Raw genomic sequence first — 22,829 nt, 5'->3', positions numbered from 1 at the left:
GCTGCGCCACCTGCGCCTGCCGCGCCCCCGGCTCAGCGCACGCCTGGGCCACGCGCTGGCGTAAATCCAAAGAATAGGCTTGCATACAACCGCTTACGCAGCCTAGTCGCGAACAGCTACACCGTTCTTGAATCTGCTATATAAAGATAGTTCGGGAGTTTGCAGCTTACTATGCTTACCTTTTTTAGATGCAACATTAAGTTGCTCATTTTAATATATTACATATGACAATATTATTAGACATAGACGGTGTTTTAGTAACAACGCCAATGTGGCGGAAGGTAGAGTTGCATGAAGACGGATTCATGATGTTCAACGAACGTGCTGCAAAAAATTTAGCACATATCATTAATCAAACGAAATCTTCTATTACGCTAACAACTACACATAGAGTTACTTATTCGATTGAACAATGGAAGATTCTCTTACAGACAAGAGGTATTTTTCCGTCTTATATATCAAAAATTAACGAGATAGAAGTGTTAAGTGCTATGCCTAACGTGCGACAGAAATATTAGAATGGGTAGAACAGAAAGGACTTATTGAAAAATTTGTAATTATTGACGATGATCTTTCTATTAATAATTTACCTATTTCAATCAAGGGAAAATGGGTATCAACAAAACCTATGATAGGTATAGATGATGAAGCAACAGAAAAAGCGTTAGCTATTTTATTGGGAATAAAACGCAATTAATATTTTCGTGCAGCCCGTTTTCCGTACTCTAAATAAACTTCAGTCAATAACCTCCTCTGCCCTCCCCGCGTAAGTCCGAAGAAAACTTCATCATATGTCTTCTCTCTTCGAAAAAGGGCTTTCTATTTCTAAAAACGCACTATTCAGCGTATTTCTCAACCGCGCCGGTAAGCTCCTGGGCCGCCCTTTCCGGGCTGTGCTGGTACTTAATGAGGTTGCTAATAAACTCGCCAGCAAAGAGAGTGGCGACAACAAGTTCAAGCAGATATTCGACGTGGCCCGCACGCTGGTGCGCCTGGTGCGCAACTACATCAGCGGCAGCTACCGGCAGATCGACAATACCACCATTATAGCCGGTCTGGCTGTGCTACTCTACACTCTCTCGCCCATCGACTTGGTGCCCGACTTTATACCCGTCGTGGGCTTCTTAGATGATTTGGCGCTGATTAGCTGGTTTGTTGAGAAGTTTCAGGACGAAATCCGCCGCTTCCGCGAGTGGGAAGCCACCACCCCCACCGACGAAACCGACGATGTTCCGGCCGCAAGCGCTGCGCCAGCTTATGCAGCTTCCAATACCAATGCAGAAAATCTGCCAGCCGTAGCGGAAATGGGTCACTCCTGAATCAGGGATTGACGCTGCTTTATTTTCAGTTGCAAAACGCCCGGCCGCTTTGGCTGGGCGTTTTTGCTCGTTAGAACTTGGCGCTTTTCCTCCGCGAAACTCTGTACCAACCAGCACCCATACCGTCCCCAAATCGTTATTTTTGCTTCTGCAAACCCCTTTCTTATGCGAATTATTTCCCGGCTGGCGCTGCTGACTTTCCTGCTTCTCACGCTGATTCCACCGGCCCGTGCCGATGAGGGTCTGTGGTTGCCGCTGCTGCTCAAGCAACTCAACGAGGCCGACATGCAGAAAAAGGGGCTTAAGCTCACCGCCGACCAGATCTACAGCATCAACCAGGGCAGCTTGAAGGATGCAGTGGTTCAGTTTGGAGGTGGCTGCACCGGTGAAATCGTAAGTAATGAGGGCTTGCTGCTCACCAACCACCACTGCGGTTACAGCCAGATTCAGCAACACTCTTCCGTCGAGAACGACTACCTCACCAAGGGGTATTGGGCCATGAACCGGGAGCAGGAACTACCTAATCCGGGTCTCACGGCTACGTTCATCATTAAGATGGAAGATGTGACCAGCCAAGTGCTAGCCGGCGTTCCGACCACTAACATCCAGGAAGTGGACCGGGAGAAGATGGTGCAGGCCAACATCCAGCGCGTGGCGCAGGCCGCCGTGCAAGGCACTCATTACGACGCATTTATTCGGCCTTTCTACAACGGCAACGAGTATTATCTGTTCCTAACGGAGGTGTTTGAAGACATCCGGCTAGTTGGCGCGCCACCAAGCAGCATCGGCAAGTTTGGCGGCGACACCGACAACTGGGCCTGGCCCCGCCACACCGGCGACTTCAGCGTGTTCCGCATCTACGCCGGCCCCGACAACAAGCCCGCTCCCTATTCCAAAGACAACGTCCCGTTCAAGCCCCGTCACCACTTGCCTATCTCGCTGGCCGGCGTGCAGCCCGGTGACTTTACGTTGGTTTTCGGCTTTCCGGGCCGCACCAACGAGTACCTCACCAGTTGGGGCGTAGAAGAAACCTACTCGGTATCGAACCCCGCCAAAATCAAGGTGCGCGACGCGAAGCTGAAGATTCTAGCGTCGGATATGCAGGCCTCCGACAAGGTGCGAATTCAATACGCAGCCAAGTACGCCAGCATCGCCAACTACTGGAAAAAGTGGATCGGCGAGAACCGGGGCCTGAAAAAGCTGGACGCCGTAACCCGCAAGCAGCAGCAGGAAGTGGTTTTCCAGCAGTGGGCCAATAGCGGCGACGAAGCCCGCAAAGCCGCTTATGGCACCCTCCTGCCCCAAATGCAGCGTAGCTACACCGCCGCGCGCGACTACACTCTGGCCCGCGACTACGTAACTGAGGCAGCGCTAGGCATTGAGTTGATAGCCTACGCCAATAGCCTACTTTCCTTAGCTGATCTGGCTGAGAAAAAAGTGCCAGCCGCTGAACTTGCTACCGCCGCTGGCAAAGCCCGGACCGGCACCACCAACTTCTTCCGCAACTACAGCGCCTCCACCGACCAGAAGGTAGCCACCGCGCTACTGCCCCTTTACGCCAACGGCACGCCCGCGGCCCTGCTGCCTGCCTATGTGAAGAAGCTCAAGCAACAAATGGCTGCTGATGGCGATTGGACCATATATCCTCCTATGAGCCAAGCTGAGTTAAAGTCAGTAGAAAGCCAGCCCCGTTACGCCCGCAGCTGGGCGGATTTTGTTGCTAGGCTTTACGCTACCTCGCGCCTGACTTCCAATGAAAGTGCTCAAGCCGTACTTAACGAGGTAGCCCAAGGCAACGCCCGCGCCCTGCTCGACGACCCGGCTGCCCAACTAGCGGCGGCCATCGTCAGCAACTACCGAACGGCCATTCTGCCCACCTACACAGCCGCCACCGACAACATTGCGCTGCTCCAGCGCACCTACGTAGCGGGGCTGCGCCAGCAGCAACCCGAGCGCAAGTTCTACCCCGATGCCAACTCCACCCTGCGCGTCGCCTACGGCCAGGTGCAGTCCTATGCCCCCGCCGACGGCGTCAAGTACGACTTCTACACCACCCTCGACGGCATCATGGAAAAGGCGGACCCAACCAATCCTGAGTTCGAGGTGCCTGCTCGCCTCGCCGAACTGTACCAAGCCAAAGACTACGGCCCCTACGCCTACAAAGGCAGCGTCCCCGTGGCCTTCATTGCCACCAACCACACCACGGGCGGCAACTCCGGCTCGCCCGTCATCAACGGCCGCGGCGAGCTAATCGGCATCAACTTCGACCGCAACTGGGAAGGCACTATGTCCGACATTATGTTCGACTCTGACCAGGTCCGCAACATCACGCTCGACGTGCGCTACCTACTGTTCGTGATGGACAAGTTTGCCGGGGCCAGCCACTTAGTAAAAGAAATGACTTTGGTGAACAATCCGAACGACACCAAGCCAAAGCTGGATAAGAAAGTAAAGAAGGTGAAAGTGAAACGCCAGCCAAGCACGGCCAAAGCCGGATAGCTACTCAGCATCTGCCTTGCAAAAGCTTTGTCTCTACAAAGGCCGACACATTTTGTGTAGGTTGAAGCATGACATTTAGCCGCACCTTATTTTATCAACTTCGCGACCTAGCCACTTTAGCGAATCACGATGATACTCAGCTACGCTACTCATACTCTTCTTTGGAGCTGAAGTACCCTTATCACGCTGAACGCCTAACCTCTGTTAGCTTTATCTATCGTTGGGCCCCGTTTGCAGCCTTAGTCGTTTTGCTTCCTCAGTTATGGCCGCTTTCTTCTTTTATAATTAAAGCTCCATGCGTGGCTTTTGCAGTTGCAGCTGTGTTCCAACTGTTCCGTAAGCACATAGTTCGGTTGGAGCATGCAGGACGTACTGTACTGACGTATTCAGCCGGCAATACTTACTTTCATTTTGATTATCCTGATGGAAGTGCGTTACAAGTTGGCAGCGAATTGTTGCTAGCTGATATTCGAGCTACAAGAACGCGTACTATCTCCAATGGCGGAGAAGACGACCCGGTGTACGGTTTAGTGGAAGTTCAACTCACCCCGGCCGACACATGGCTACTTATTGCTGAACTTCCAAATTACGCTGCTGCTCGGCAGTTGGTCACCGTGTTACATTACTTGACTGGTGTGCCTGATACAACAGAGGCTACTATAACCATCAAGTTTAAGAAAGCTGGTCGCCGATTTGCCCATTTTTACTACAAACTGCTGCATGATGAGATTCGCTGATACTTTACGACAGAGGTGCATGTTACTACTGCTGCTACTGGTCACTTTGCCATTAGCAGCTCACCCTCCTACCGCCGCTACCGTGCTGCTCCTGCTACGGCCTGCCGCCGTTTTCGATGGGGAGACGCTGCATCCGGGTTGGGCAGTACTGGTAGAAAACGACCGAATCCGGGCCGTTGGGCCTGCCGCGCAAGTAACGGCGCCAGCCGGTGCCCGTACCCTCGACCTGCCTGGCCTCACCTTGCTACCAGGGCTGATTGAGGGCCACTCCCACCTGCTGCTACACCCCTACAACGAAACGCCCTGGAACGACCAGGTGCTGCTCGAATCGGAAGCGCTGCGGGTGGCGCGCGCCACAGCTCACGCCCGCGCCACGCTGGCCGCCGGTATCACCACGGCCCGCGACCTAGGCACGGAAGGTGCTGGCTACGCCGATGTTGGCCTCAAGCAAGCCATTGAGCAAGGTATTATTCCTGGTCCGCGCCTACTAGTGGCTACGCGGGCCTTGGTGGCCACCGGCAGCTATGGCCCCAAGCTTTCCGTGGATGTGGAAGTGCCACAAGGCGCTCAAGAAGCTGACGGTGTTGATGGTATCATCCGGGCGGTGCGCGAGCAGATTGGCAAAGGCGCCGACGTCATTAAAGTATACGCCGACTATCGGTGGGGTGCCAACGAGCCGAGCCGCCCCACATTTACGCAAGATGAGCTCAACCTGATTGTAAAAACCGCCAACAGCGCCGGCCGGCCCGTAGTAGCCCACGCCAGCACGCCCGAAGGCATGCGCCGCGCCACCCTGGCCGGGGTACAAACCATCGAGCACGGCGACGGCGGCACCGCCGAAGTATTCAAACTGATGAAGCAGCGCGGCGTAGCCCTCTGCCCCACCGTAGCTGCCGGCGACGCTATTTCACTCTACCGAGGCTACCGCAAAGGCCAGGACCCGGAGCCCGAGCGCATTCGTTTAAAGAAGGAGAGCATGAAGCTCGCCCGCCAAAGCGGCGTAGCATTAGCCATCGGTGGCGACGTAGGCGTATTCACTCATGGCGACAACGTACGCGAGGCCGAACTACTCGCCCGCGAATATGGCCTCACGCCGCTGGAAGTACTGCGCGGCTTCACCAGCGGCAACGCCCGCATCTTCCAACTCCCCGACCGGGGCCGCATTCAAACCGGCCTCCTCGCCGATCTAGTAGCCGTAGCCGGCGACCCGACGCTGGATGTAGGCGCGCTGCGACAAGTGAAGCTGGTGCTCAAAGGCGGCGTAGAAATGAAATAGGAGCTTCCTCACAACAGACTAAATCAGTATGTATACCACTCAACCTCTGTAGATTGCAACCTACCGCAGCGTCGATAAAAGTTATGCTTGGACAGCTGAGCTTATTGTACTCTACCAAAGAAAATAACAATTTTTTAGAAAAACATTTCAATTAAGCGATAGTACGTTCCTATATTGGAAAAAATTTGTTCTGCTGTTTCTATAAATTTCCCCAGGCATATCATACGGTTTACCTTCTCCCACTGAAGCGTAATCCTAGTTACGTCGAGTTTTCCTGAAGAGTTATTCTTCTTTCATCAGGAATTAGAACCGCACAGTGAATGAAGTTTAAGGTGCTGCTACAGTTTCATTGGCTCAGACTACACATTAGTAGAGTGTAGCGGTACGCTATGCTACACCAAGAGCATGACAGGTTGATTGGCTCATTAAGCGAAGTCTACTCCAATTCCGGCAACTTCAATGCCGCTCCTTTTGATGTCTCAGTTATCATTCTAAAACGCCCGACGTATGCTATCTACATCAGAAAAAAAGGCTGTTGATGTACAGAAAACGGCTACTTTATTTGATTTACTAAATAAGTATCATGGCAAAATAGTAATAGGCTTAGTGCTCATAGGAGTATTTTTGCGGCTGTTTCACTACTATGACAACAGATCTTTTTGGATAGATGAGCTTTATTTAAATGGGAATCTGATACGACTGGGTTTCTTGGAGTTGGTTACCTCTCCCATGGATTATGAGCAGAAAGCACCTCTCGGTTATTTGTGGGCGGTAAAGTTTGCAGTAATCCTTTTCGGCGAGGGAGAAAGGGCGCTTCGTTTATTTTCCTTACTCTGCGGCCTTGGCTCTTTGCTTATTTTTGTACCTGTAGCCAAATACTTTTTAAAACCGTGGGCAGCCCTTGTAGCCATTGGAATTTTAGCCATGGGCGAACCTTTTATTTATCATTCCACTGAGGCAAAACAGTATAGCGCAGAGCTTTTCGCCGCAGTACTGGCTTTGCACTTGTTCATAAAATTTCAGCATTCTTTCAAAATAAGCTCTCTTTTGCTGTGGGGGGTTAGCGGCGGCATACTAGTATGGTTTTCCTATTCTTCGATATTTATCTTAGCGGGTATAGCTATTGTGGTAAGTTTTAATATTTTATTTAAAAGAGATTGGGGAAACCTCTTTCTAAAGTTAATTCCTTTTACTATATGGCTATTTAGCTTTAGTCTTGTTTATTTTTTCTTTCTGCGCAAGTTCGAGGACTCCGGCTGGCTCAAAAACTTCTTTGAGGTAATCTATGATGCCTACATGCCCATGCCTCCTTCATCATTTAAAGACCTGCGTTGGTTTGCTTATGCATATTATATGTTATTAGAGCGCAACCTTGGCATGCTGACAAAGTTTGGCCACCATATAAAGGATTATTCAATAATTCAGACTTTTTTCAGAATGCCTTACCTCCCTATTCTCTTAGAAATAATAGCTATTGTTGTGCTGTTTAAAAGAAACAAATATTTTTTAGCTTTGTTAGCTGCTCCAATACTTCTTACTCTACTTGCCTCCGGTTTTAAATTCTATCCTTTTTATGAGCGATTTATATTGTTTCTTGCCCCACTATTTATTATTCTCATCGCCTACGGAGCAGAGAGAGTTGCTGCTGCCTTTGGACCTCGTAAAAGCGCAATAGCAGCAACAATACTGTTCTTACTTTTACTAGCTCCTCCTCTTTGGAATGCAGTCAGATTTACTGTAAGCCCCATTTATTTGTACAAAAAAGAATACAATAGAGAAGCTCTTCTGTATGTCAACGATAGATATAAGAAAGGAGATGCCGTTTTCGTTTATTGGAATATGAACCATGCCTACAAATATTACAAGGACGCTTACAACCTTAAATACACAGCATTAGGCCGCGAGGATATTAGGTCTCAAGCCTCTAGCAAATCAGATTATTATAGCAAGGTACTTAAACAATTTGGAGATCTAAAAGGGAAGAAGAGGTTGTGGCTTGTGCAAAATCCTCTCCTAAGAAATAATATTGGGCAATATCCTGGCCGTGATCCAAAATGGTATTACGAACCAAATTTCTTTCCCGGAAGAGCACTGGAGAACCAGGTTTCTAAACTTGGCGCCATACCAGTAGATAGCTTTCAACGGGAAAGCATTGATGTCAAATTATATAGTTTGCCAAATAACTAACTTCCATATTCGTTTGCGAATGGGACAGCCGAGTGTCGCGTTTGTATATTGAGCACATAACTATAAAACCGTTTTGGGTTGCAACTCATAATCATCCTTTATATTTTAATACTACTTCTCACATTAAAAAGTGTACTCCTGCTGCCGCAAAAAAGCGAGTGAGTTGATTTGTTCAACTCACTCGCTTTTTTGCGGCAGCAGATCCAAATTACCCTGGCCGCTCCACACCTAATTCCTTTAATTGAACGGCGTACTTGTCGTAAATTACGCGCAGGTCAGCGCCATGCTTGTCGGCATCTACCCCGATGCTGACGTTGCTGGTGTGGAAGCGGTGCAGGTGGCTGATGTGGGGCGACAGGACAGGCAGGTGGCCAGCCAGTAGGAAGCGCACATACAAATCGAGGTCTTCAGCCATTTCAATTTCTTCGTCATAGCCACCTACTTTTTCAAACAAGCTACGGGCATAGCAGACGTTGCCTTGAATAAAGTGCTCGGCCTTGAAAATAGCCTTGAGCATATCCGTGGCCGAGTCGAAACGCCAGGCATAGTAGTCTTCGCTTGGCAGGTAGCGGCGCTCTTCGTCTACGCGCAGGAAGTCGGCTACAAACCAGGGGTGGCCAGGGTGGCGCTCAATCAATGCGCCGTAGTGGTAAAGGCAGCGTTGGAGCAGCAGGTCATCGTCATCGAGGGGAACGAGCCAGGAGTCCGCGGGCGTTTCGCGGATGAGGATGTTGCGGGCGGGGCCAGGCTGCAACTTGGTGGGTTGGTTGATAACCCGCAGGGGCACGCCTTTTTGAGTGGTAGTACGCAGCCAGTCAGCAGTATCATCGGTGCTGGCATTTTCCAGAATAAAATGCTCGTACTGAATGTCGAGCGGAGCCGTAACAGTGGCCCGGACGCTGGCCACGGCTTCGGGCAGAAACTGGCAGCGGTTGTGAGTCGGTGTGATAACCGTAAAGTGCATACAGACGTGCAAGAGGTAAGCGGACAACCCTAAAAAGCTTGTCCATGGTGCAAAGGGCCGGTAAGCGGCCGATTCTTATTCTACAGAGACGCGGAAAAAGTTGCTGTATACTCCCCTCCTGGTCAACTTTGTTGTTTCGACGGGCGTTAGTGCACTCTTAAGCCCTTGCATATGGCCAAGTTCATGGTTACGCTCCATCTGCCCGTGGTTTTCACTGATGACTTTGTCGCCCTCATTCCCCGTCACCGCGCATCGATTAACCGGCTTATGGAGGAAAATGTAGTGGAGGCCTACGCCATCAGCGCCGACCGTACGCAAGGCTGGATAACGATGAACGGCCAAGACACTGAAGCTATCCGCCTGATCATACAGAAACTTCCACTCTACCCTTACTTTACCGATGTTCAGGTCCACGAGTTATTCATTTTCGACAGTGTCAGTTCTCGCTTCCCTCCCATCAGCTTGAATTAGGCGACTTAGTGAGTTTGATGCGCAGATTTGTGCAAATAGCGCCAGCGGAACCTCAGACTCACTAAATCACTAAGTCATCATTTCCGCTCCCCGGCCCGGTTTATGTACGAGGCGGGCCGCTGGACTTATTCCTGCTTCCGATTATCTGTTTTATGATGCGTTTTTTTAGGCTTTTCGCCTTCTTACCCCTGACGGCGGTGGCTTTAGGGGCCGCTTTCGGGTCCTCCGAAAATCCCGTCGCCGCCCCTATTACCACCGAGCAGCTACTAGCCCGCCTCACGAGCAGTATTGAAAATCTGAAGACGCTGCGTTGCAACGTGCGTGCTCAGGAACGCCTCAGCAGTGGCAAGTATCAGCAGGCCCGCACCACCATGAAGCTGACCTTTAGTCCGCAACGGGTATATCTTAAGAATAATATCAAGGGCATTGAGGTACTATGGGTGGCGGGGCAAAACGACGGCGACGCATGGGTATACCCCAACAGCTTTCCTTACGTAACGCTCAGTCTCGACCCCAACGGCTCCATTATGCGCCGCAACCAGCACCACAGCGCCCTTGACGCGGGTTACGGCCTCGTCTCCGACCTCATTAAAGGCTCCGACCAGCGCCGCGACCGGAGCTTCGAGCATACCTTCCGCTATACCGGCGACTCTATCGTGGCCGGCCGGGCTTGTTACTTGCTTCGCTCCGAGTTTCCGCAGTTTCGCTACGTAGCCTACACCACAGTGGCGGGCGATACTCCCGCTCGCGTGGCCGCCAAATTTGGCTGCGGCGAGTACCGCGTGATGGAGCGCAACCACCTAGCCCCCAACGAAGCTATTGCCGCCGGCAAAACGCTGCAAGTACCGAATGGCTACGGCCGCCGCTGCCTCGTCTGCATCGACCAAAAGCTGATGCTTCCCATGGTTGTGCAGGTGGTTGATGATAAAGGCTTATTTGAAAAGTTTGAGTTCAGCGACATTGTCGCCAATCAGCCCATTCCACCCGCCGAATTCACCAAGGACTACCCGGAGTATAAACTGTAAATAGATTGATTGCTGCTTGTTGCTTGTTGATTGCAGCAATCAACAAGCAACCTATCTTCTCATTGCTTTCTCTATTTCATCCCACATGGGGGCCGGAATGGCTTCGAGCTTGTTGAACTCGCCGGCACCGTTTAGCCACTCGCCACCGTCCAGGGTTACTACTTCTCCGTTCATGTAGGCAGCGAAATCGGATACCATGTAAGCGGCCAGGTTGGCAAGTTCCTGGTGGTCACCGACGCGCTTGAGCGGGACGCTGCCGGCGGGGTCGAGCTTTTTGGCCAGGGGCTCGGGGAAAAGGCGGCTCCAGGCGCCTTCGGTTGGGAATGGACCGGGGGCAATGGCGTTGGAGCGGATACCGTATTTGGCCCACTCTACAGCCAGGGACCGGGTCATGGCCAGCACGCCAGCTTTAGCAGCCGCTGAGGGCACCACGTAAGCCGAGCCCACAGAGGCATACGTGGTGACGATGTTGAGAATAGTACCAGGCTTCTTGTCGGCTATCCACCGCTTGCCAAAAGCCAGGGTGCAGTTGTAAGAACCACGTAGCACGATGTCCACAATCACATCGAAAGCCTTGTGGCTCAGGCGCTCAGTGGGACTGATGAAGTTGCCGGCCGCGTTGTTGAGCAGCACATCAACCCCGCCGAAGGTGCTGATGGTTTTTTCAAGCAGGGCCTCTACTTCGTCGTACTTGCGCACGTCGCACTGCACTGCCAATATACTGCCGCCGGTTTGCTGGCGCAGCTCTTCGGCGGTTTTTTCCAGCACGTCGAGCTTGCGGCTGCTGATGACCACATTGGCGCCAAGCTGCATGAAGTAAGTGGTCATGGCGCGCCCAAGGCCGGTGCCGCCGCCGGTCACGACGATGGTTTTACCTTGGAGTGCGTTGTCGCGAAGCATGGGTTGAGCGTAGGGAGCAGACATGGGGAAAGAATGGGGTGGGAATTGAAAAGTATAGGGGCAACAGCTCACAGCTTGGCTACCGGCAGTAGCAGCTGTTTTCGCCGCTCAAATAAACTGCTTATTCCAGTAAAGTACTTTCTGTTGTCACCTTTGTCTGCTGATTAGGCACGGGCCGCATCCAACCTGAGCAAAGTATCCGGCATAACTGCTGCCACAGCTCATCAACAAACCATGAGCTAGCTATTTTGTATTCAATGCCGTGCGCTTAGCTAGCGAATCAAAGTATATAATTTGGTTTTCAAGATATTAAAGGCGAGCAAGTTCAAAAAAACTCCTAACATAGCCGCTCCTGTTGGTGCCGACGCAGTGGCTGGCTAGGATGAGTTTAGACGCGAAAGAAATTTTCCCACCTTTACCCCGCATGACTACGAAATCTTCCGCTTCTTCTTCGACTTCAACCATTGCCATTTTGGGCTGTGGCTGGTTAGGGCTACCTCTGGCTCAAGCCCTCGTTGCCGATGGCTACACCGTAAACGGTTCTACCACCACTCCCACGCAGCTCCTCACCCTCCGCGACGCCGGTATCCGGCCGTATTTGCTGCGCCTTGGTCCGGAGTTCAGTCAAATCGATGCCGATTCCCTGCACGCCATGTTGCACGAAGCTGATGTGCTGGTACTAAACGTGCCACCTCGTGCCGCAGCCGCTGGCGCGTATCCGGCGCTGCTCCGGCCCGTGGGAGCGGCCGTAGCGGCGTGTGGCGTACGCCATGTGCTGTTTGTCAGCTCCACCGGCGTGTACCCCGACGAGCCCCGCGCCATGCGCGAAGCTGATGCCCTCTCCTCGCCCGATGCGCCCTCCGACCTGCTGCGAGCTGAAGGGCAGTTTACGCCTCGGCGCGGACAGTGGCTCACCACCGTGGTGCGGCTCGGCGGCCTGATAGGTCCCGAACGACCACCCGGCCGCTTTCTGGCGGGGCGGCACGAGCTAAAGCAAGGCAGCGCGCCCGTTAATCTTATTCACCTCGATGATTGCGTGGGCTTGCTACGGCATATCATTCAAGAAAAAGTGTGGGGTTATACCTTCAATGCCTGCGCTGCCCACCACCCGGCTCGCCGCGACTTCTATCCTGCCGCTGCAGCCCATTTAGGCCTGGAAGCACCCACCTTCTGCAACGAAATAATGACTGCCAGCGGTAAAACTATAGATACCACGTTGCTGCGCCAAACCACCGCCTACCGCTTCCGGCACGATGATTTGGTAGCGGCCCTGGCGTATTGCTGATCACGGATTTTTCGGATTAAACGGATTGAGCGGATTTTGTGGATGGCGCAACTTGCTGAAATGGCAGCGCTGGCAACGCTTTAGGAACGATTGAGGCGGCAGCAAGCTTTTGCTCTATGGAGAATGATTGCGGGGTGTTGCTGCTGGTCGGCAGCCAGCAGCCTTAATAGAGTCTGCCTGATTAGTTGAATTCGAAAAATCCGTGCTTTAGTGAGTACTATTCATCCTAACAATACAGTAGATAACAACGCGGTAGCTGTGCTAGGGGGGGGCGCGGCGGGCTTTTTTGGGGCTATTGCCTGCGCCGAAGCCAACCCGCACCTGACTGTTTACTTGATCGAGAAAACCGGTAAGCTGCTAAGCAAAGTGCGCATTTCGGGGGGCGGCCGCTGCAACGTGACCCACGCCGCTGATACCCCCGCCCAACTTGTGCTGCACTACCCACGCGGCGCTAAACAGCTCAAAGAACCGTTTCGCCAATTCGATGCGCAAGCCACCATTCGTTGGTTTGAAAACCGGGGCGTCCGCCTCAAGACCGAGCCCGACGGCCGCATGTTCCCCGTTACCGACTCGTCGGAAACCATTGCCCAATGCCTGCTTGATGCGGCCCGGAAGGCCGGGGTGCGTATCCTCACTCAAACCTCTCCGGAACAGATTGAGCCCCTGGCTCAGGGCGGATTCCGGTTGCAGCTTGTTGGGGCGCATGCCGGTGAAATGCTGGTTGGCAAGCTATTGATAGCCACGGGTGGCGCACCTAAGTCAGAGCAGTATGCCTGGCTACGAGCTTTGGGGCACAGCATTCAGGAGCCGGTACCAAGCCTGTTTACCTTCAACGTACCAGAGTCGCCACTGCGGGAGCTGCCGGGCGTAAGTGTGCCGCACGTGCGGGTGCGAGTGGCCGGCGAGAAGCTAGAGTATGAAGGCCCGGTGCTGGTGACGCATTGGGGCGTGAGCGGCCCGGCGGTGCTTAAGCTGTCGGCGTGGGGGGCCCGCCGCCTACACGAGCTGAATTACCAAAGCATGGCTCTTATCAACTGGATTCCGGAGCATACCGAAGACTCGTTGCGGCAGTATCTGCGCGAGTTTCGGGAGTTGCACGGTAAAAAAGTGGTAGCCTCCAACCCGCTGTTCGGCTTGCCGCAACGCCTGTGGCGCACTCTAACTGAACAAGCCGGCGTCACCGACGAAGTCCGCTGGAACGAGCTACCCGCGAAGCCACAAAACAAGCTTATCGAAGCACTACTCAATACTGCCTTACCCGTTCGTGGCAAAACCACCTACAAAGATGAGTTTGTGACCTGCGGCGGTGTGGTACTCGGCGAAATCAACATGAAAACCATGGAAAGCCGCCGCGTCTCCGGCCTCTACTTCGCCGGCGAAGTCCTCGACATTGACGGCATCACCGGTGGCTTCAACTTCCAAGCCGCCTGGACGACAGGCTATTTAGCGGGCCGGGCTATGGGCGCGGAGGTGAAATTGTGAACTTGTGAAATGGTGAGTTCAACGCTCTGATTGCGCGATTGGCGCCATTTGCGCAGCACCGGCCACTTGAACGACAGACTCACCATTTTACAAGTTCACAATTTCACCTCCCGCAACCCTACATTGGCTTTCACAGTAAAGTAAGGTTCAACCACCTTACCTAACACTACTTCTCATGGAAGCTAAAGCAACCCAAGCCGTCCTCAACGAACTACTCGAAACCCTGAAAGATGGCGAAAAAGGCTATTCTGAAGCCCTCACCGACGTTGAAGATCATGACTTGAAAGAGGTGTTCAAGAAGTACGCCGTGCAGCGCGACGGTTACCTCACGGAACTAGAAGATCAAATGCACCAGCTCAACCTGAAGGCTGAAGAAGATAGCTCTATCACCGGCACTATTCACCGTGCGTTCATCAACCTGAAGGCTGCTGTTACCAGCAAGAGCCGCGAGAGTATCCTCAACGAGTGCGAGCGTGGCGAAGATTACGCCATAAAAGCCTACCAGACAGCTTTGAAAGCCGAGTTACCTGGCCAGCTTAAGTCTGTTATTGAAAAGCAATACCAAGGCATCCAGCAAGGCCACAACGAAATCAAAGCCCTGCGCGACGCTTCTAAATAAGGATCACAGATTAGCCGGATTTATCGGATTTTTTGGACGATTAACTACGATGGTTCTCAAGTCCGACAAACAAAAAATGCTTGCCAATTGGCAAGCATTTTTTGTTTTCTAATCGTCCACAAAATCCGATCAATCCGGCTAAATCCGTGATTCTAGTCGCCTTGGTTGTCGCGCTTGCCTTTGTAGCCACCGCCATAGGTGCTGCTACCACCGCGGCTGCCGCCACCGTAGCTGCTGCCACCCCGGTTGCCGCCGTAGCTGCTACCGCCGCGGTTGCCCCCGAAGCCACCTTCGCGGCTGCCATAGCCAGTGCTGCCACCTTCGCGGTTGCCGCCTTTGTAGCCGCCACCGTAGCTGCTGCCACCGCGGTTACCACCGAAACCACCTTCGCGACGCTCGCCACCGCCGAAGCCGCCAGGACCACGACGGGGCCGGTCGCCGAAGCTACCGCCTTGTTGCTGCGCGTCGCCTTCCTGGCGTGGCGTAGCCACGTTGAAGGATACTGGGCGGCCATTGATGCTCGTGCGGCCAAGTTGGGTAACCACTTCATCTGTGAATTCCGACGGTACTTCCACGAAGCTGAACTTGTCGTAGAGCGAGATGTCGCCCACTTTTGCAGCCGTCAGGCCGGTGTTTTCGGCAATCAGATCCACGATGTCGCGGGGGTGAATCTGGTCTTTTTTGCCCATCGTAACGAAGAGGCGGGTGTAGCCGGGGCGGGCAGCGCCCTGCGTGCGGCTGGCGTCCAGGCTTTCCTGTGCGCGCTTGTCTTCCTTCATCGTCATTTTCAGCAGCGCGGCGGCCACGTCCAATGACGTGATGCCATCCTCCTGATCCTGGTCGAGTAGGCGCTGCACGCGGGCTACGTACTTATCGAGGTTGCCTTTGGTGATGACGTCCTTGATGGAGTTGAGCATGAGCGTGGTTTTCACCTCCGACACATCCTCAAACGAAGGCACCCGCTCTTGCTTGATAGTTGCCTTGGTGAAGCGCATGATGTCGCGCAGCTTGTAGATGTCGCGGCCACTCACGAAGGTGAAGGCCTTGCCCAACTTACCGGCGCGGCCCGTGCGGCCGATACGGTGCACGTAGTATTCCTCGTCGGCGGGCAGGTCGTAGTTCACTACCACTTCCACGTTTTCCACGTCGATGCCGCGGGCGGCTACGTCGGTGGCAACCAGGATTTCCAGGGTGCCTTTGCGGAATTTGTCGAGCGTGTTCTGGCGCTGCTGCTGGCCCATGTCGCCGTGCAAACCTTCGGCGAAGTAGCCTTTGGCCTGCAAGTCGCCCACAATCTCGTCAACCATGCGCTTCGTGTTAGCGAAGACGATGCCCGACTTGATGTTGTACATGTCGATGAGGCGGGTCAGCACATCTTTCTTCTGCGGACCACGCACCTCGAAGTAGCTCTGCTCGATGTTGGTAACCGTCATTTCCTGATGGTTCACCTTCACGATCTGCGGATCCGTCTGGTAACGCTTGGTCATGTCCATGATCGGCTTGCTCATGGTAGCCGAGAAGAACACCGTCTGGCGCTGCTCGGGCATCTGCTTAAGCACCGTTTCGATGTCGTCGCGGAAACCCATGTCCAGCATTTCGTCGGCCTCATCAAGGATGATCATCTTGCAATGCTCAAGCTTCAACGTGCCACGCTCGATGTGGTCCATCACGCGGCCGGGCGTACCAATTACAATCTGCACACCGCGCTCCAAGGCGCGAAACTGCCGGTCGTAGGAGCTACCGCCGTAGATAGGCACCACGGCCAAGCCACGCTTGTACTTGCCAAGCTTCTGAATTTCGCCGGAAACCTGCACCGCTAGTTCGCGGGTTGGGCACAGCACAATGGCCTGCACCTCACGCGAGTTGGTATCTACTTTCTCGATAGCCGGAATGGCGAAAGCGGCCGTTTTACCGGTACCCGTCTGCGCCTGGCCGATTACGTCGCGGCCTTCGAGCAGGACGGGGATGGCAGCGGACTGAATCGGGGAGGCTTCTTCGTAGCCTACTTCCGATATAGCGCGTTGCATTTCTTCTGAGAGCGAAAGCTCTTCAAATCTTACTTTTTCCATTTTTGTGTTTGATGGAGTGGAGACACTACGCTCTGAAAACAGCAAATTCAGCGACGCTCTTCTCCCACTCTCTCACAACGACAAGTGACGGAAGCAACGGACGGAAGACAAAGCCGGCCAACAATTTTTACTAGGCAGCTCTAAGCTGCGCGGAACGAGGCCGTTCTCAAATGCGGCTGCAAAGGTAGCGATAATTAAACGTAATTACTATACGGCGGTTGTTCTTTCGATAAAGAACGGCCTTTTCAAAGTTGTAATCCTATTTCAGACGATTACCCAGTTAGAAAGCTAAGGAGCTGGTTTTCCTACTCGACTGAGAAAAGCAGTGTTGACCAATCGTTGGTCACCCTAAACGGTATACCTGATCTGGCGTCCGCTTGTCGAAGCACGATAAACGCGAGCTGTTCTACTAGCATCAACTACCTCTAGCCCCTGCTAGGCTGAGAGAAACTAGCTGCTTGGTCTTTTAACTTACAGAGTAGAATTGAACAGGGCATAAAAAAAGCAGGCTCTTTTGAGCCTGCTTTTCAATCGTATCCGAAAAGTGGATGGACTAAGCCAACTTTACTTTTACGGCGTTCAGGCCCTTACGACCTTGAGCAATTTCGAACTGAACCTTGTCGTTGTCGCGGATTTCGTCGATCAACTCGGTAACGTGAACGAAGATGTCTTCGCCAGTCTCGTCCACTTTGATGAAACCAAAACCTTTGGTTTCATTGAAAAATTTTACAGTTCCTGTCTGCATGGTACTTTTGTGATGGATGATTTTTAAGGAAAGCAGCACTCAACTCCGCTTTCCCCTCCTTACGAAAGTACTCAACTGGACTGTGTAAACCACTTTTTCTTAAACTGCCTCAAAGATAGAAGAAGTTTCCAACTTCGTAGCGTCTAGGCACAATATTATATCGTCATTATGTCGTGAACGGTGCATACTGACGAGCTTATGCGGATAAGGCTTTCTGCGTTCCTTTGTCTGATTATCTGCTGCCTCACCCCTACTCTATGGAAATGCCCGCCTTTCGTTTTTCACGTCTCATCACTGTACAACCCCACGACATCGACGAGCTAGACCACGCCAACAACGTGCAGTACGTGCAATGGGTGCAGGATACGGCCGCGGCGCACTGGCACACTGCCTACCCGCCGAGCGAAGGGCATTCCTTTATATGGGTGGTGCTGGAACACCGCATTCGTTACCACCACCCCGCCCTGCTCCACGACGAGCTACGCTGCACCACCTGGATTGGGGAAGTGCGCGGCGCCCAAAGCCAGCGCTTCGTCCGCATCGAGCGCGCCGCCGACAACAAGCTGCTCTGCGAAGCCGAAACCCAGTGGGTGCTACTCGACCCGCAGACCAAGCGCCCGGCGCGGGTCACGCCGGATATGGTGGCGCGGCTGTGGGGGCCGGTGTAGGGTAAGTCAAAGCTCACTTTCCCATGTGGTTTGAAGTGTTTCTAAGCTTGATTCTGACCTAATAGCTGCTCCAACCTCTTCGCTAGTTCCAATAATTGGGCAAAAACCATCTTCTACATTGAACAGACACCAACTCAGGTCTGGCGGGAACAGGTAAAGGGTGGCATCGAAAAAAGACTGCTCCATAAAAGCAATGAACTCCTTTATGGTGACGTAGTAAACTACTTCCTCGGCAGAAGGCAAAAGTTGATAAACTGCTTCCCAACGCCAGTAGTCTTCTATGTAGAGTAGTAGCTGATTATCAATAGCTAAAGTTTCAAGTAGAGCTGTCAGTTTAATTGCCGTGAATTCATTCTGATTGGCAAATCCTCCTTTCCCCCATTCCAGTCGCTTCACCATCGATAGGTCGTAAGGGATAGTAAACCGATCAGCCAAATCCTTGAATTTGGTAAGCGTATAATTGGGTACCCGATGAATGCTATGCGTTCCGTATTGCTCCCATATAGCGGCATTTTTGTTGAGCTGCGTAATGGATGAGTCCTGTAAGTTTATCTCATCGAAAGGAAAACCTTCAATAATTCCAACTGCTGGAAGCAAAGCAGTATATGACGCAAATATGTTGGGAATCATATCACTAACCTTCAATACCGGGCCACTGCCGACGGTATTGAAGGCTGGCTTCAACCAATTGATAGCCGATAAATCTGTGGTGTACTTCATAAGCCGAAGAGAAGGATAAATCCGAACTTTGTAAGATACTTTCCGTGTCCAATGCCCGCCACCTTCCGCATCTACTCTTCTTCTGCCGGCTCCGGCAAAACCTACCAGCTGACCAAGGAATACCTGAAGCTGGCGTTGGGTGACGAGGACCCCGGCTATTTCAAGCGGATACTGGCTATTACCTTCACCAACGATGCGGCGGGGGAAATGAAAGCGCGCATTATCGGGGCGCTGCGGCAGTTTGCCTATCCGCAGGAGGATGAAGTAGCTACGCTGCTGGCGGAAGTGGCGGCGGAACTGGCCGAAGAAGGCAAGATGCCCCGCTTTGCTACTACACCCGAGGAACGGCAGCAGGAAATCCGGCGACGGGCGCAGATTACGTTTCGGCTAGTGCTCTACCACTACGCCGACTTTGCAGTGAGTACCATTGACTCGTTTGTGCAGCGCATTGTGACGGCCTTTACTCGGGAGTTGGGCTTGCCAGCCACGTTTGAGGTGGAGCTGGACACGGAGGCCGTGCTGCAAACGGCCGTGGCGGCGCTATTGGAGAAAGTGAACCGGGACCCCAACTCCAAGCTGCTGGCGCGCACGCTAAGCGAATATGCGTTGAGCCGGGCCGAGGAAGGCAAAAGCTGGAACAACCTGGCCGGCGAGCTAGTGGAATTCGGCGGGTTTTTGTTCAACGAAACCGTACACGAGGCCGTGGCGCAGCTTCAGACGCTGACGTTGCAAGATTTTCGGCGGCTACACGAAACGATGCGCAAGCGGCAGGAGCAAATTGAAGCAGAATTCAGAGCGGTAGGCGAGCAAGCTACGGCGGCATTGGAGGCGGCTAGCGTTACGGAAACCGACTTGTACCAGGGCCGCAGCGGCATCTTCGGCTACGCCACGAAATGGGAGGAGCGCCTGCAACCCGAGAAAGAGGCCAACAGCTACGTGCGGGCCACCGTGGAGCAAGACAAGTGGTACAGCGGCAAAGTAAAAACCGAAGCCGACCGCCAACGCGTGAACAGCGCCAAGGCGGCCCTCCTAACGGCGTATGAGCAGTTCGAGCAGCTGCGCGCCACCGTGCTGCCTGATTATCTGCTGCTGGCAGCTATGCAGCCCTACCTGTTTCATGCCTCGCTACTGAGCGAGCTAAACAAGATTGTGGACCAAGTGAGCCGGGAGCGGAACATAGTGCTTATCAGCGAGTTCAACCGCCGCATTGCCAGCATTGTGCTTACCGAGCCGGTGCCCTTCCTCTACGAGCGGCTCGGCGAGCGGTACAACCATCTGCTCATCGACGAGTTTCAGGATACGTCGGTGCTGCAATGGAACAACCTGCTACCGCTGGTAGAAAACGCCGTGGCCACCGACAACCTAAGCCTGGCCGTAGGCGATGCCAAGCAGGCTATCTACCGTTGGCGAGGCGGCGAGATGGAACAGATTCTGCGCCTGCATCAGGGCCAGACCGAAGCACTGATAAACCGCGCTCCTAACCCCGAAATGCAGGCTTTGCTGCGCGAGCGGTACGTCACGCTCGACCAAACTCTGGAACCGGCTTCGCTGAACGTAAACTACCGCTCGGCCCCGGAAATCGTGGGTTTCAACAATGGCTTCTTCAGTTATATCAGGCAGATGCACGCAGCCTTTCCGTTGGTGCAGGACTTGTTTGGCGAGGAATTTCAGCAAACGGTACCGGGCGGAACCTCCCCCCTAGCGTTGCCCTCGCCCCTTAGCCCCCTCTCCTCAGGAGAGGAGGAACCAGCGCTAGAAACTAGTGCTAGCTATACTCCTGAGGAGTTTGACATTACCAGAAGCACCGACTTTGATTTAGAGTTAAAAAAAGAAGCTAAAGCTAGTCCTTCCTCTCCTGAGGAGAGGGGGCTAGGGGCGGAGGTCAACGCTAGAGGGGAGGTCAAGGGAGAGGTGGGGCACGTGGAAATTCTTTTCACGCAGGACGACGCGCCGGCGCGGTTGTATGATGCAGACCACCGCGCGTATGGCAATGAAGTGCTGCCCGGCTACCCCGCCAGTGCTAGCCTCGATTACGACGAAAGTACGCTCTACCTCACACTGGCGCTGGTGGAGCAGGCGTTGCGCGACGGGTTTCAGCTGCGCGATATTGCCGTGCTTAGTCGGCGGCGGCGGGGGAGTCGGCTGGTGGCTAAGTTCCTGAAGGAGCGCGGCTACGACATTATCTCCGCCGATTCGCTGTCGTTGGAGTTTGCGGAGGTAGTGAACTTGCTGGTGGCCGTTTTTCGGGTGTTCAACCAGCCGGCCGACACGCTGGCGCGGGCCGAGGCCCTATTGCTGCTCGATAAGGTGGTGCGGCGGCTGGCCCCCACCCCGGACCGGGCCCGGCGTATTGCCACCCTGGCCAATGCCGAACATGCGGCCGACTTCTACGACGAGTTCCGGGCGCTAGGCTACGACTTACGGGAGCAGGAAACCGGCAATCTAGGCCTTTATGAGTTAACCGAGCGGCTAATTGGGCTGTTTGGGTTGCTCGGCCGCAACGGCGAAAGTGAATACCTGTTCCGCTTCCTGGATTTGACTCTGGAATACAGTTTGCGCTTCGGCAACAACCTCAACAACTTCCTAGCCTATTGGGACCAGCGCAAGAGCGCGCTCAGCATCAACGCCCCCGCCGGCCGCGACGCCATTACTATTACGACCGTGCACAAAGCGAAGGGCTTGGCCTACGGCGTGGTGATTGTGCCGTTTGCGGATTGGAGCCTGGAGCCTTTCCGGGCGACCTTGCTGTGGGGGCGGCTGACGGAGGACGATAAACCGGTGGCCGAAATGCCCGCCGTGGCCGTGGTACCACTCACGAAGGCCCTCACCCGTACGGCCCTGGCCGACCAGTACACCGAGGAGCGCGAAAAGACATTCCTGGAGGGCCTGAACATGCTGTACGTGGCTTTCACCCGGCCGCGGCACCGCCTCTACATCATCACCAAACGCCCCGAAGCCGGCCGCAAAACCAGTACTGCGGATGCCGCCGATACCGCTTCTGACGCAGCGGGCAGTTCCGCTCGCAACGTGGCCGAACTGCTCCATAGCTACCTGCGCCACCACAACCGTTGGCAGGACGAGCAAGTGTCGTTTGTTCTCTCGGAAGGCAGCTTTGCCCCTTCAACAATTAATCAGCAACAACCGACAACCGACAATTACCTGCTATCGAACCTAGAAACCGCGCCTTGGGAAGAGCGGCTGCGGCTACGGCGGCACGCCAATACCGTTTTCGACTTCGATGAGCAGGAGCGGCTAGGCGAGTGGAACCGCAAGCTGCACTATGGGTTACGCCGCTTGGTGCTAGCTACCGATGTGGAGCGCGTAGCCCGGCAGCTAGTGGCGGAAGGCCTAATCAGTGGCCGGGAGCGGCCTGCTTTGGAAGACCGCCTGCATAAAGTGGTAGAGCATCCGCAACTGGCGCATTATTTTAGTACTCAAGTATCGGTGGAAACAGAACGCGAGATTCTGGTAGGTGGCGTGAAACGGCGCGACTACAAACCCGACCGGGTGGTATTTGGTACGGCGGCTCTGGCTACCGGCCGCGCTAGCACCCGCGTAACCTTGGTTGATTTTAAAGTACCGCCGCCACAACCGCATCATCGTCGGCCCTTGCAGCAGTACGCGCAGCTGTTTCGGCAGCTTGGCTACGAGCAAGTGGAATGTGTACTGTACTACTTTGGTACGGAGGAAGTGGTAGTATTCTGATGGGTGAGGAATCAACGAACGGGTGAGGCTAATGGTGCAATGAAGGAATCGTAGGTATCCAGCATTTTCGGCTCTGCGACAACCTTGCGCAAAAACAAATGGGTTGTGCCTGGCTCTCACATTGCACGACCCTTTTGTACTATTAGCATCTATACGGC

The 22,829-nt window shown here is 53.7% G+C and carries 19 protein-coding genes; 14 read left to right on the top strand and 5 right to left on the bottom strand.

The window, feature by feature from the left end:
- The first annotated feature begins 224 nt into the window (after nucleotides 1-224).
- The 7 genes from VF639_RS17390 (at nucleotide 225) to VF639_RS17365 (ending at nucleotide 8,018) form a co-directional block, all read left to right on the top strand.
- Entirely contained in the window at nucleotides 225-518 is a 294-nt protein-coding gene (locus tag VF639_RS17390; RefSeq protein WP_331147203.1) for an HAD domain-containing protein, read from the top strand.
- Nucleotides 512-697 (top strand): HAD domain-containing protein, encoded by a 186-nt coding sequence (locus tag VF639_RS25410; protein WP_414654747.1) that lies wholly within the window; start codon nucleotides 512-514, stop codon nucleotides 695-697. Before VF639_RS17390 ends, VF639_RS25410 begins: the two co-directional genes overlap by 7 nt.
- Nucleotides 698-791: 94 nt before the next feature.
- A complete protein-coding gene (locus VF639_RS17385; RefSeq protein ID WP_331147202.1) occupies nucleotides 792-1,319 on the top strand; it encodes a YkvA family protein in 528 nt (175 codons plus the stop codon).
- 165 nt (nucleotides 1,320-1,484) lie between these two features.
- A complete protein-coding gene (locus VF639_RS17380) occupies nucleotides 1,485-3,818 on the top strand; it encodes a S46 family peptidase (RefSeq protein ID WP_331147201.1) in 2,334 nt (777 codons plus the stop codon).
- Nucleotides 3,819-3,886: 68 nt separating this feature from the next.
- The gene (locus tag VF639_RS17375) at nucleotides 3,887-4,555 is read left to right on the top strand and encodes a hypothetical protein (protein WP_331147200.1); all 669 of its coding nucleotides are present in this window, start codon (nucleotides 3,887-3,889) and stop codon (nucleotides 4,553-4,555) included.
- 19 nt (nucleotides 4,556-4,574) lie between these two features.
- Nucleotides 4,575-5,831: a metal-dependent hydrolase family protein gene (locus VF639_RS17370; RefSeq protein WP_414654745.1), complete on the top strand. Its 1,257-nt coding sequence runs from the start codon at nucleotides 4,575-4,577 to the stop codon at nucleotides 5,829-5,831.
- A gap of 507 nt (nucleotides 5,832-6,338) precedes the next feature.
- A complete protein-coding gene (locus VF639_RS17365; protein WP_331147198.1) occupies nucleotides 6,339-8,018 on the top strand; it encodes a glycosyltransferase family 39 protein in 1,680 nt (559 codons plus the stop codon).
- A 208-nt stretch (nucleotides 8,019-8,226) separates the two neighbouring features.
- On the opposite strand, the gene VF639_RS17360 is transcribed toward VF639_RS17365, so the two are convergent.
- On the bottom strand, nucleotides 8,227-8,982 hold the full coding sequence (locus VF639_RS17360) for a glycosyltransferase family 2 protein (RefSeq protein WP_331147197.1): 756 nt from the start codon (nucleotides 8,980-8,982) through the stop codon (nucleotides 8,227-8,229).
- 171 nt (nucleotides 8,983-9,153) lie between these two features.
- On the opposite strand from VF639_RS17360, the gene VF639_RS17355 reads away from it, so the two are divergent.
- On the top strand, nucleotides 9,154-9,453 hold the full coding sequence (locus VF639_RS17355; RefSeq protein WP_331147196.1) for a hypothetical protein: 300 nt from the start codon (nucleotides 9,154-9,156) through the stop codon (nucleotides 9,451-9,453).
- 152 nt (nucleotides 9,454-9,605) lie between these two features.
- Nucleotides 9,606-10,478 carry a LysM peptidoglycan-binding domain-containing protein gene (locus tag VF639_RS17350; RefSeq protein WP_331147195.1) on the top strand — a complete coding sequence of 291 codons (873 nt, stop codon included), beginning with the start codon at nucleotides 9,606-9,608 and terminating at the stop codon, nucleotides 10,476-10,478.
- 51 nt (nucleotides 10,479-10,529) lie between these two features.
- On the opposite strand, the gene VF639_RS17345 is transcribed toward VF639_RS17350, so the two are convergent.
- Entirely contained in the window at nucleotides 10,530-11,402 is an 873-nt protein-coding gene (locus VF639_RS17345) for an SDR family oxidoreductase (RefSeq protein ID WP_331147194.1), read from the bottom strand.
- A gap of 400 nt (nucleotides 11,403-11,802) precedes the next feature.
- On the opposite strand from VF639_RS17345, the gene VF639_RS17340 reads away from it, so the two are divergent.
- From VF639_RS17340 to VF639_RS17330, 3 genes are all read left to right on the top strand, one after another.
- On the top strand, nucleotides 11,803-12,663 hold the full coding sequence (locus tag VF639_RS17340) for a Rossmann-fold NAD(P)-binding domain-containing protein (RefSeq protein ID WP_331147193.1): 861 nt from the start codon (nucleotides 11,803-11,805) through the stop codon (nucleotides 12,661-12,663).
- Nucleotides 12,664-12,873: 210 nt separating this feature from the next.
- Nucleotides 12,874-14,145, top strand: coding sequence for a BaiN/RdsA family NAD(P)/FAD-dependent oxidoreductase (locus VF639_RS17335; RefSeq protein ID WP_331147192.1), 1,272 nt, complete (start codon nucleotides 12,874-12,876; stop codon nucleotides 14,143-14,145).
- A gap of 175 nt (nucleotides 14,146-14,320) precedes the next feature.
- Nucleotides 14,321-14,764, top strand: coding sequence for a PA2169 family four-helix-bundle protein (locus VF639_RS17330; RefSeq protein ID WP_331147191.1), 444 nt, complete (start codon nucleotides 14,321-14,323; stop codon nucleotides 14,762-14,764).
- 152 nt (nucleotides 14,765-14,916) lie between these two features.
- Here the strand turns inward: VF639_RS17330 and VF639_RS17325 are convergent, their stop codons facing one another.
- Both VF639_RS17325 and VF639_RS17320 read right to left on the bottom strand, forming a co-directional pair.
- Complete coding sequence (locus tag VF639_RS17325; RefSeq protein ID WP_331147190.1) at nucleotides 14,917-16,791, bottom strand: DEAD/DEAH box helicase; 1,875 nt, start codon at nucleotides 16,789-16,791, stop codon at nucleotides 14,917-14,919.
- 595 nt (nucleotides 16,792-17,386) lie between these two features.
- On the bottom strand, nucleotides 17,387-17,578 hold the full coding sequence (locus tag VF639_RS17320; RefSeq protein WP_022824769.1) for a cold-shock protein: 192 nt from the start codon (nucleotides 17,576-17,578) through the stop codon (nucleotides 17,387-17,389).
- A 257-nt stretch (nucleotides 17,579-17,835) separates the two neighbouring features.
- Here VF639_RS17320 and VF639_RS17315 point away from each other — a divergent pair, with 257 nt between their 5' ends.
- Nucleotides 17,836-18,246 carry an acyl-CoA thioesterase gene (locus VF639_RS17315; protein ID WP_331147189.1) on the top strand — a complete coding sequence of 137 codons (411 nt, stop codon included), beginning with the start codon at nucleotides 17,836-17,838 and terminating at the stop codon, nucleotides 18,244-18,246.
- Between the two features lie 6 nt (nucleotides 18,247-18,252).
- On the opposite strand, the gene VF639_RS17310 is transcribed toward VF639_RS17315, so the two are convergent.
- The gene (locus tag VF639_RS17310) at nucleotides 18,253-18,966 is read right to left on the bottom strand and encodes a hypothetical protein (RefSeq protein ID WP_331147188.1); all 714 of its coding nucleotides are present in this window, start codon (nucleotides 18,964-18,966) and stop codon (nucleotides 18,253-18,255) included.
- A 51-nt stretch (nucleotides 18,967-19,017) separates the two neighbouring features.
- Between VF639_RS17310 and VF639_RS17305 the strand changes: the two genes are divergently transcribed.
- Complete coding sequence (locus tag VF639_RS17305; RefSeq protein ID WP_331147187.1) at nucleotides 19,018-22,671, top strand: UvrD-helicase domain-containing protein; 3,654 nt, start codon at nucleotides 19,018-19,020, stop codon at nucleotides 22,669-22,671.
- Nucleotides 22,672-22,829 lie beyond the last annotated feature (158 nt).

It is taken from the genome of Hymenobacter sp. (genome assembly GCF_036387835.1).
GTDB lineage: Bacteria > Bacteroidota > Bacteroidia > Cytophagales > Hymenobacteraceae > Hymenobacter.
Note: the sequence above shows the minus strand (reverse complement) of the source record. Positions and strands in the feature narration are given on the sequence as shown.

Bases quoted from the DNA above. Each gene is read 5' to 3' on its own strand.
- VF639_RS17305 (WP_331147187.1), top strand. From the start codon at position 19,018: ATGCCCGCCACCTTCCGCATCTACTCTTCTTCTGCCGGCTCCGGCAAA.
- VF639_RS17340 (WP_331147193.1), top strand. From the start codon at position 11,803: ATGACTACGAAATCTTCCGCTTCTTCTTCGACTTCAACCATTGCCATT.
- VF639_RS17345 (WP_331147194.1), bottom strand. From the start codon at position 11,402: ATGTCTGCTCCCTACGCTCAACCCATGCTTCGCGACAACGCACTCCAA.
- VF639_RS17315 (WP_331147189.1), top strand. From the start codon at position 17,836: ATGGAAATGCCCGCCTTTCGTTTTTCACGTCTCATCACTGTACAACCC.
- VF639_RS17360 (WP_331147197.1), bottom strand. From the start codon at position 8,982: ATGCACTTTACGGTTATCACACCGACTCACAACCGCTGCCAGTTTCTG.
- VF639_RS17370 (WP_414654745.1), top strand. From the start codon at position 4,575: ATGTTACTACTGCTGCTACTGGTCACTTTGCCATTAGCAGCTCACCCT.
- VF639_RS17320 (WP_022824769.1), bottom strand. From the start codon at position 17,578: ATGCAGACAGGAACTGTAAAATTTTTCAATGAAACCAAAGGTTTTGGT.
- VF639_RS17330 (WP_331147191.1), top strand. From the start codon at position 14,321: ATGGAAGCTAAAGCAACCCAAGCCGTCCTCAACGAACTACTCGAAACC.
- VF639_RS17310 (WP_331147188.1), bottom strand. From the start codon at position 18,966: ATGAAGTACACCACAGATTTATCGGCTATCAATTGGTTGAAGCCAGCC.
- VF639_RS17380 (WP_331147201.1), top strand. From the start codon at position 1,485: ATGCGAATTATTTCCCGGCTGGCGCTGCTGACTTTCCTGCTTCTCACG.
- VF639_RS17365 (WP_331147198.1), top strand. From the start codon at position 6,339: ATGCTATCTACATCAGAAAAAAAGGCTGTTGATGTACAGAAAACGGCT.
- VF639_RS17325 (WP_331147190.1), bottom strand. From the start codon at position 16,791: ATGCAACGCGCTATATCGGAAGTAGGCTACGAAGAAGCCTCCCCGATT.
- VF639_RS17390 (WP_331147203.1), top strand. From the start codon at position 225: ATGACAATATTATTAGACATAGACGGTGTTTTAGTAACAACGCCAATG.
- VF639_RS17350 (WP_331147195.1), top strand. From the start codon at position 9,606: ATGATGCGTTTTTTTAGGCTTTTCGCCTTCTTACCCCTGACGGCGGTG.
- VF639_RS17355 (WP_331147196.1), top strand. From the start codon at position 9,154: ATGGCCAAGTTCATGGTTACGCTCCATCTGCCCGTGGTTTTCACTGAT.
- VF639_RS17375 (WP_331147200.1), top strand. From the start codon at position 3,887: ATGACATTTAGCCGCACCTTATTTTATCAACTTCGCGACCTAGCCACT.
- VF639_RS17385 (WP_331147202.1), top strand. From the start codon at position 792: ATGTCTTCTCTCTTCGAAAAAGGGCTTTCTATTTCTAAAAACGCACTA.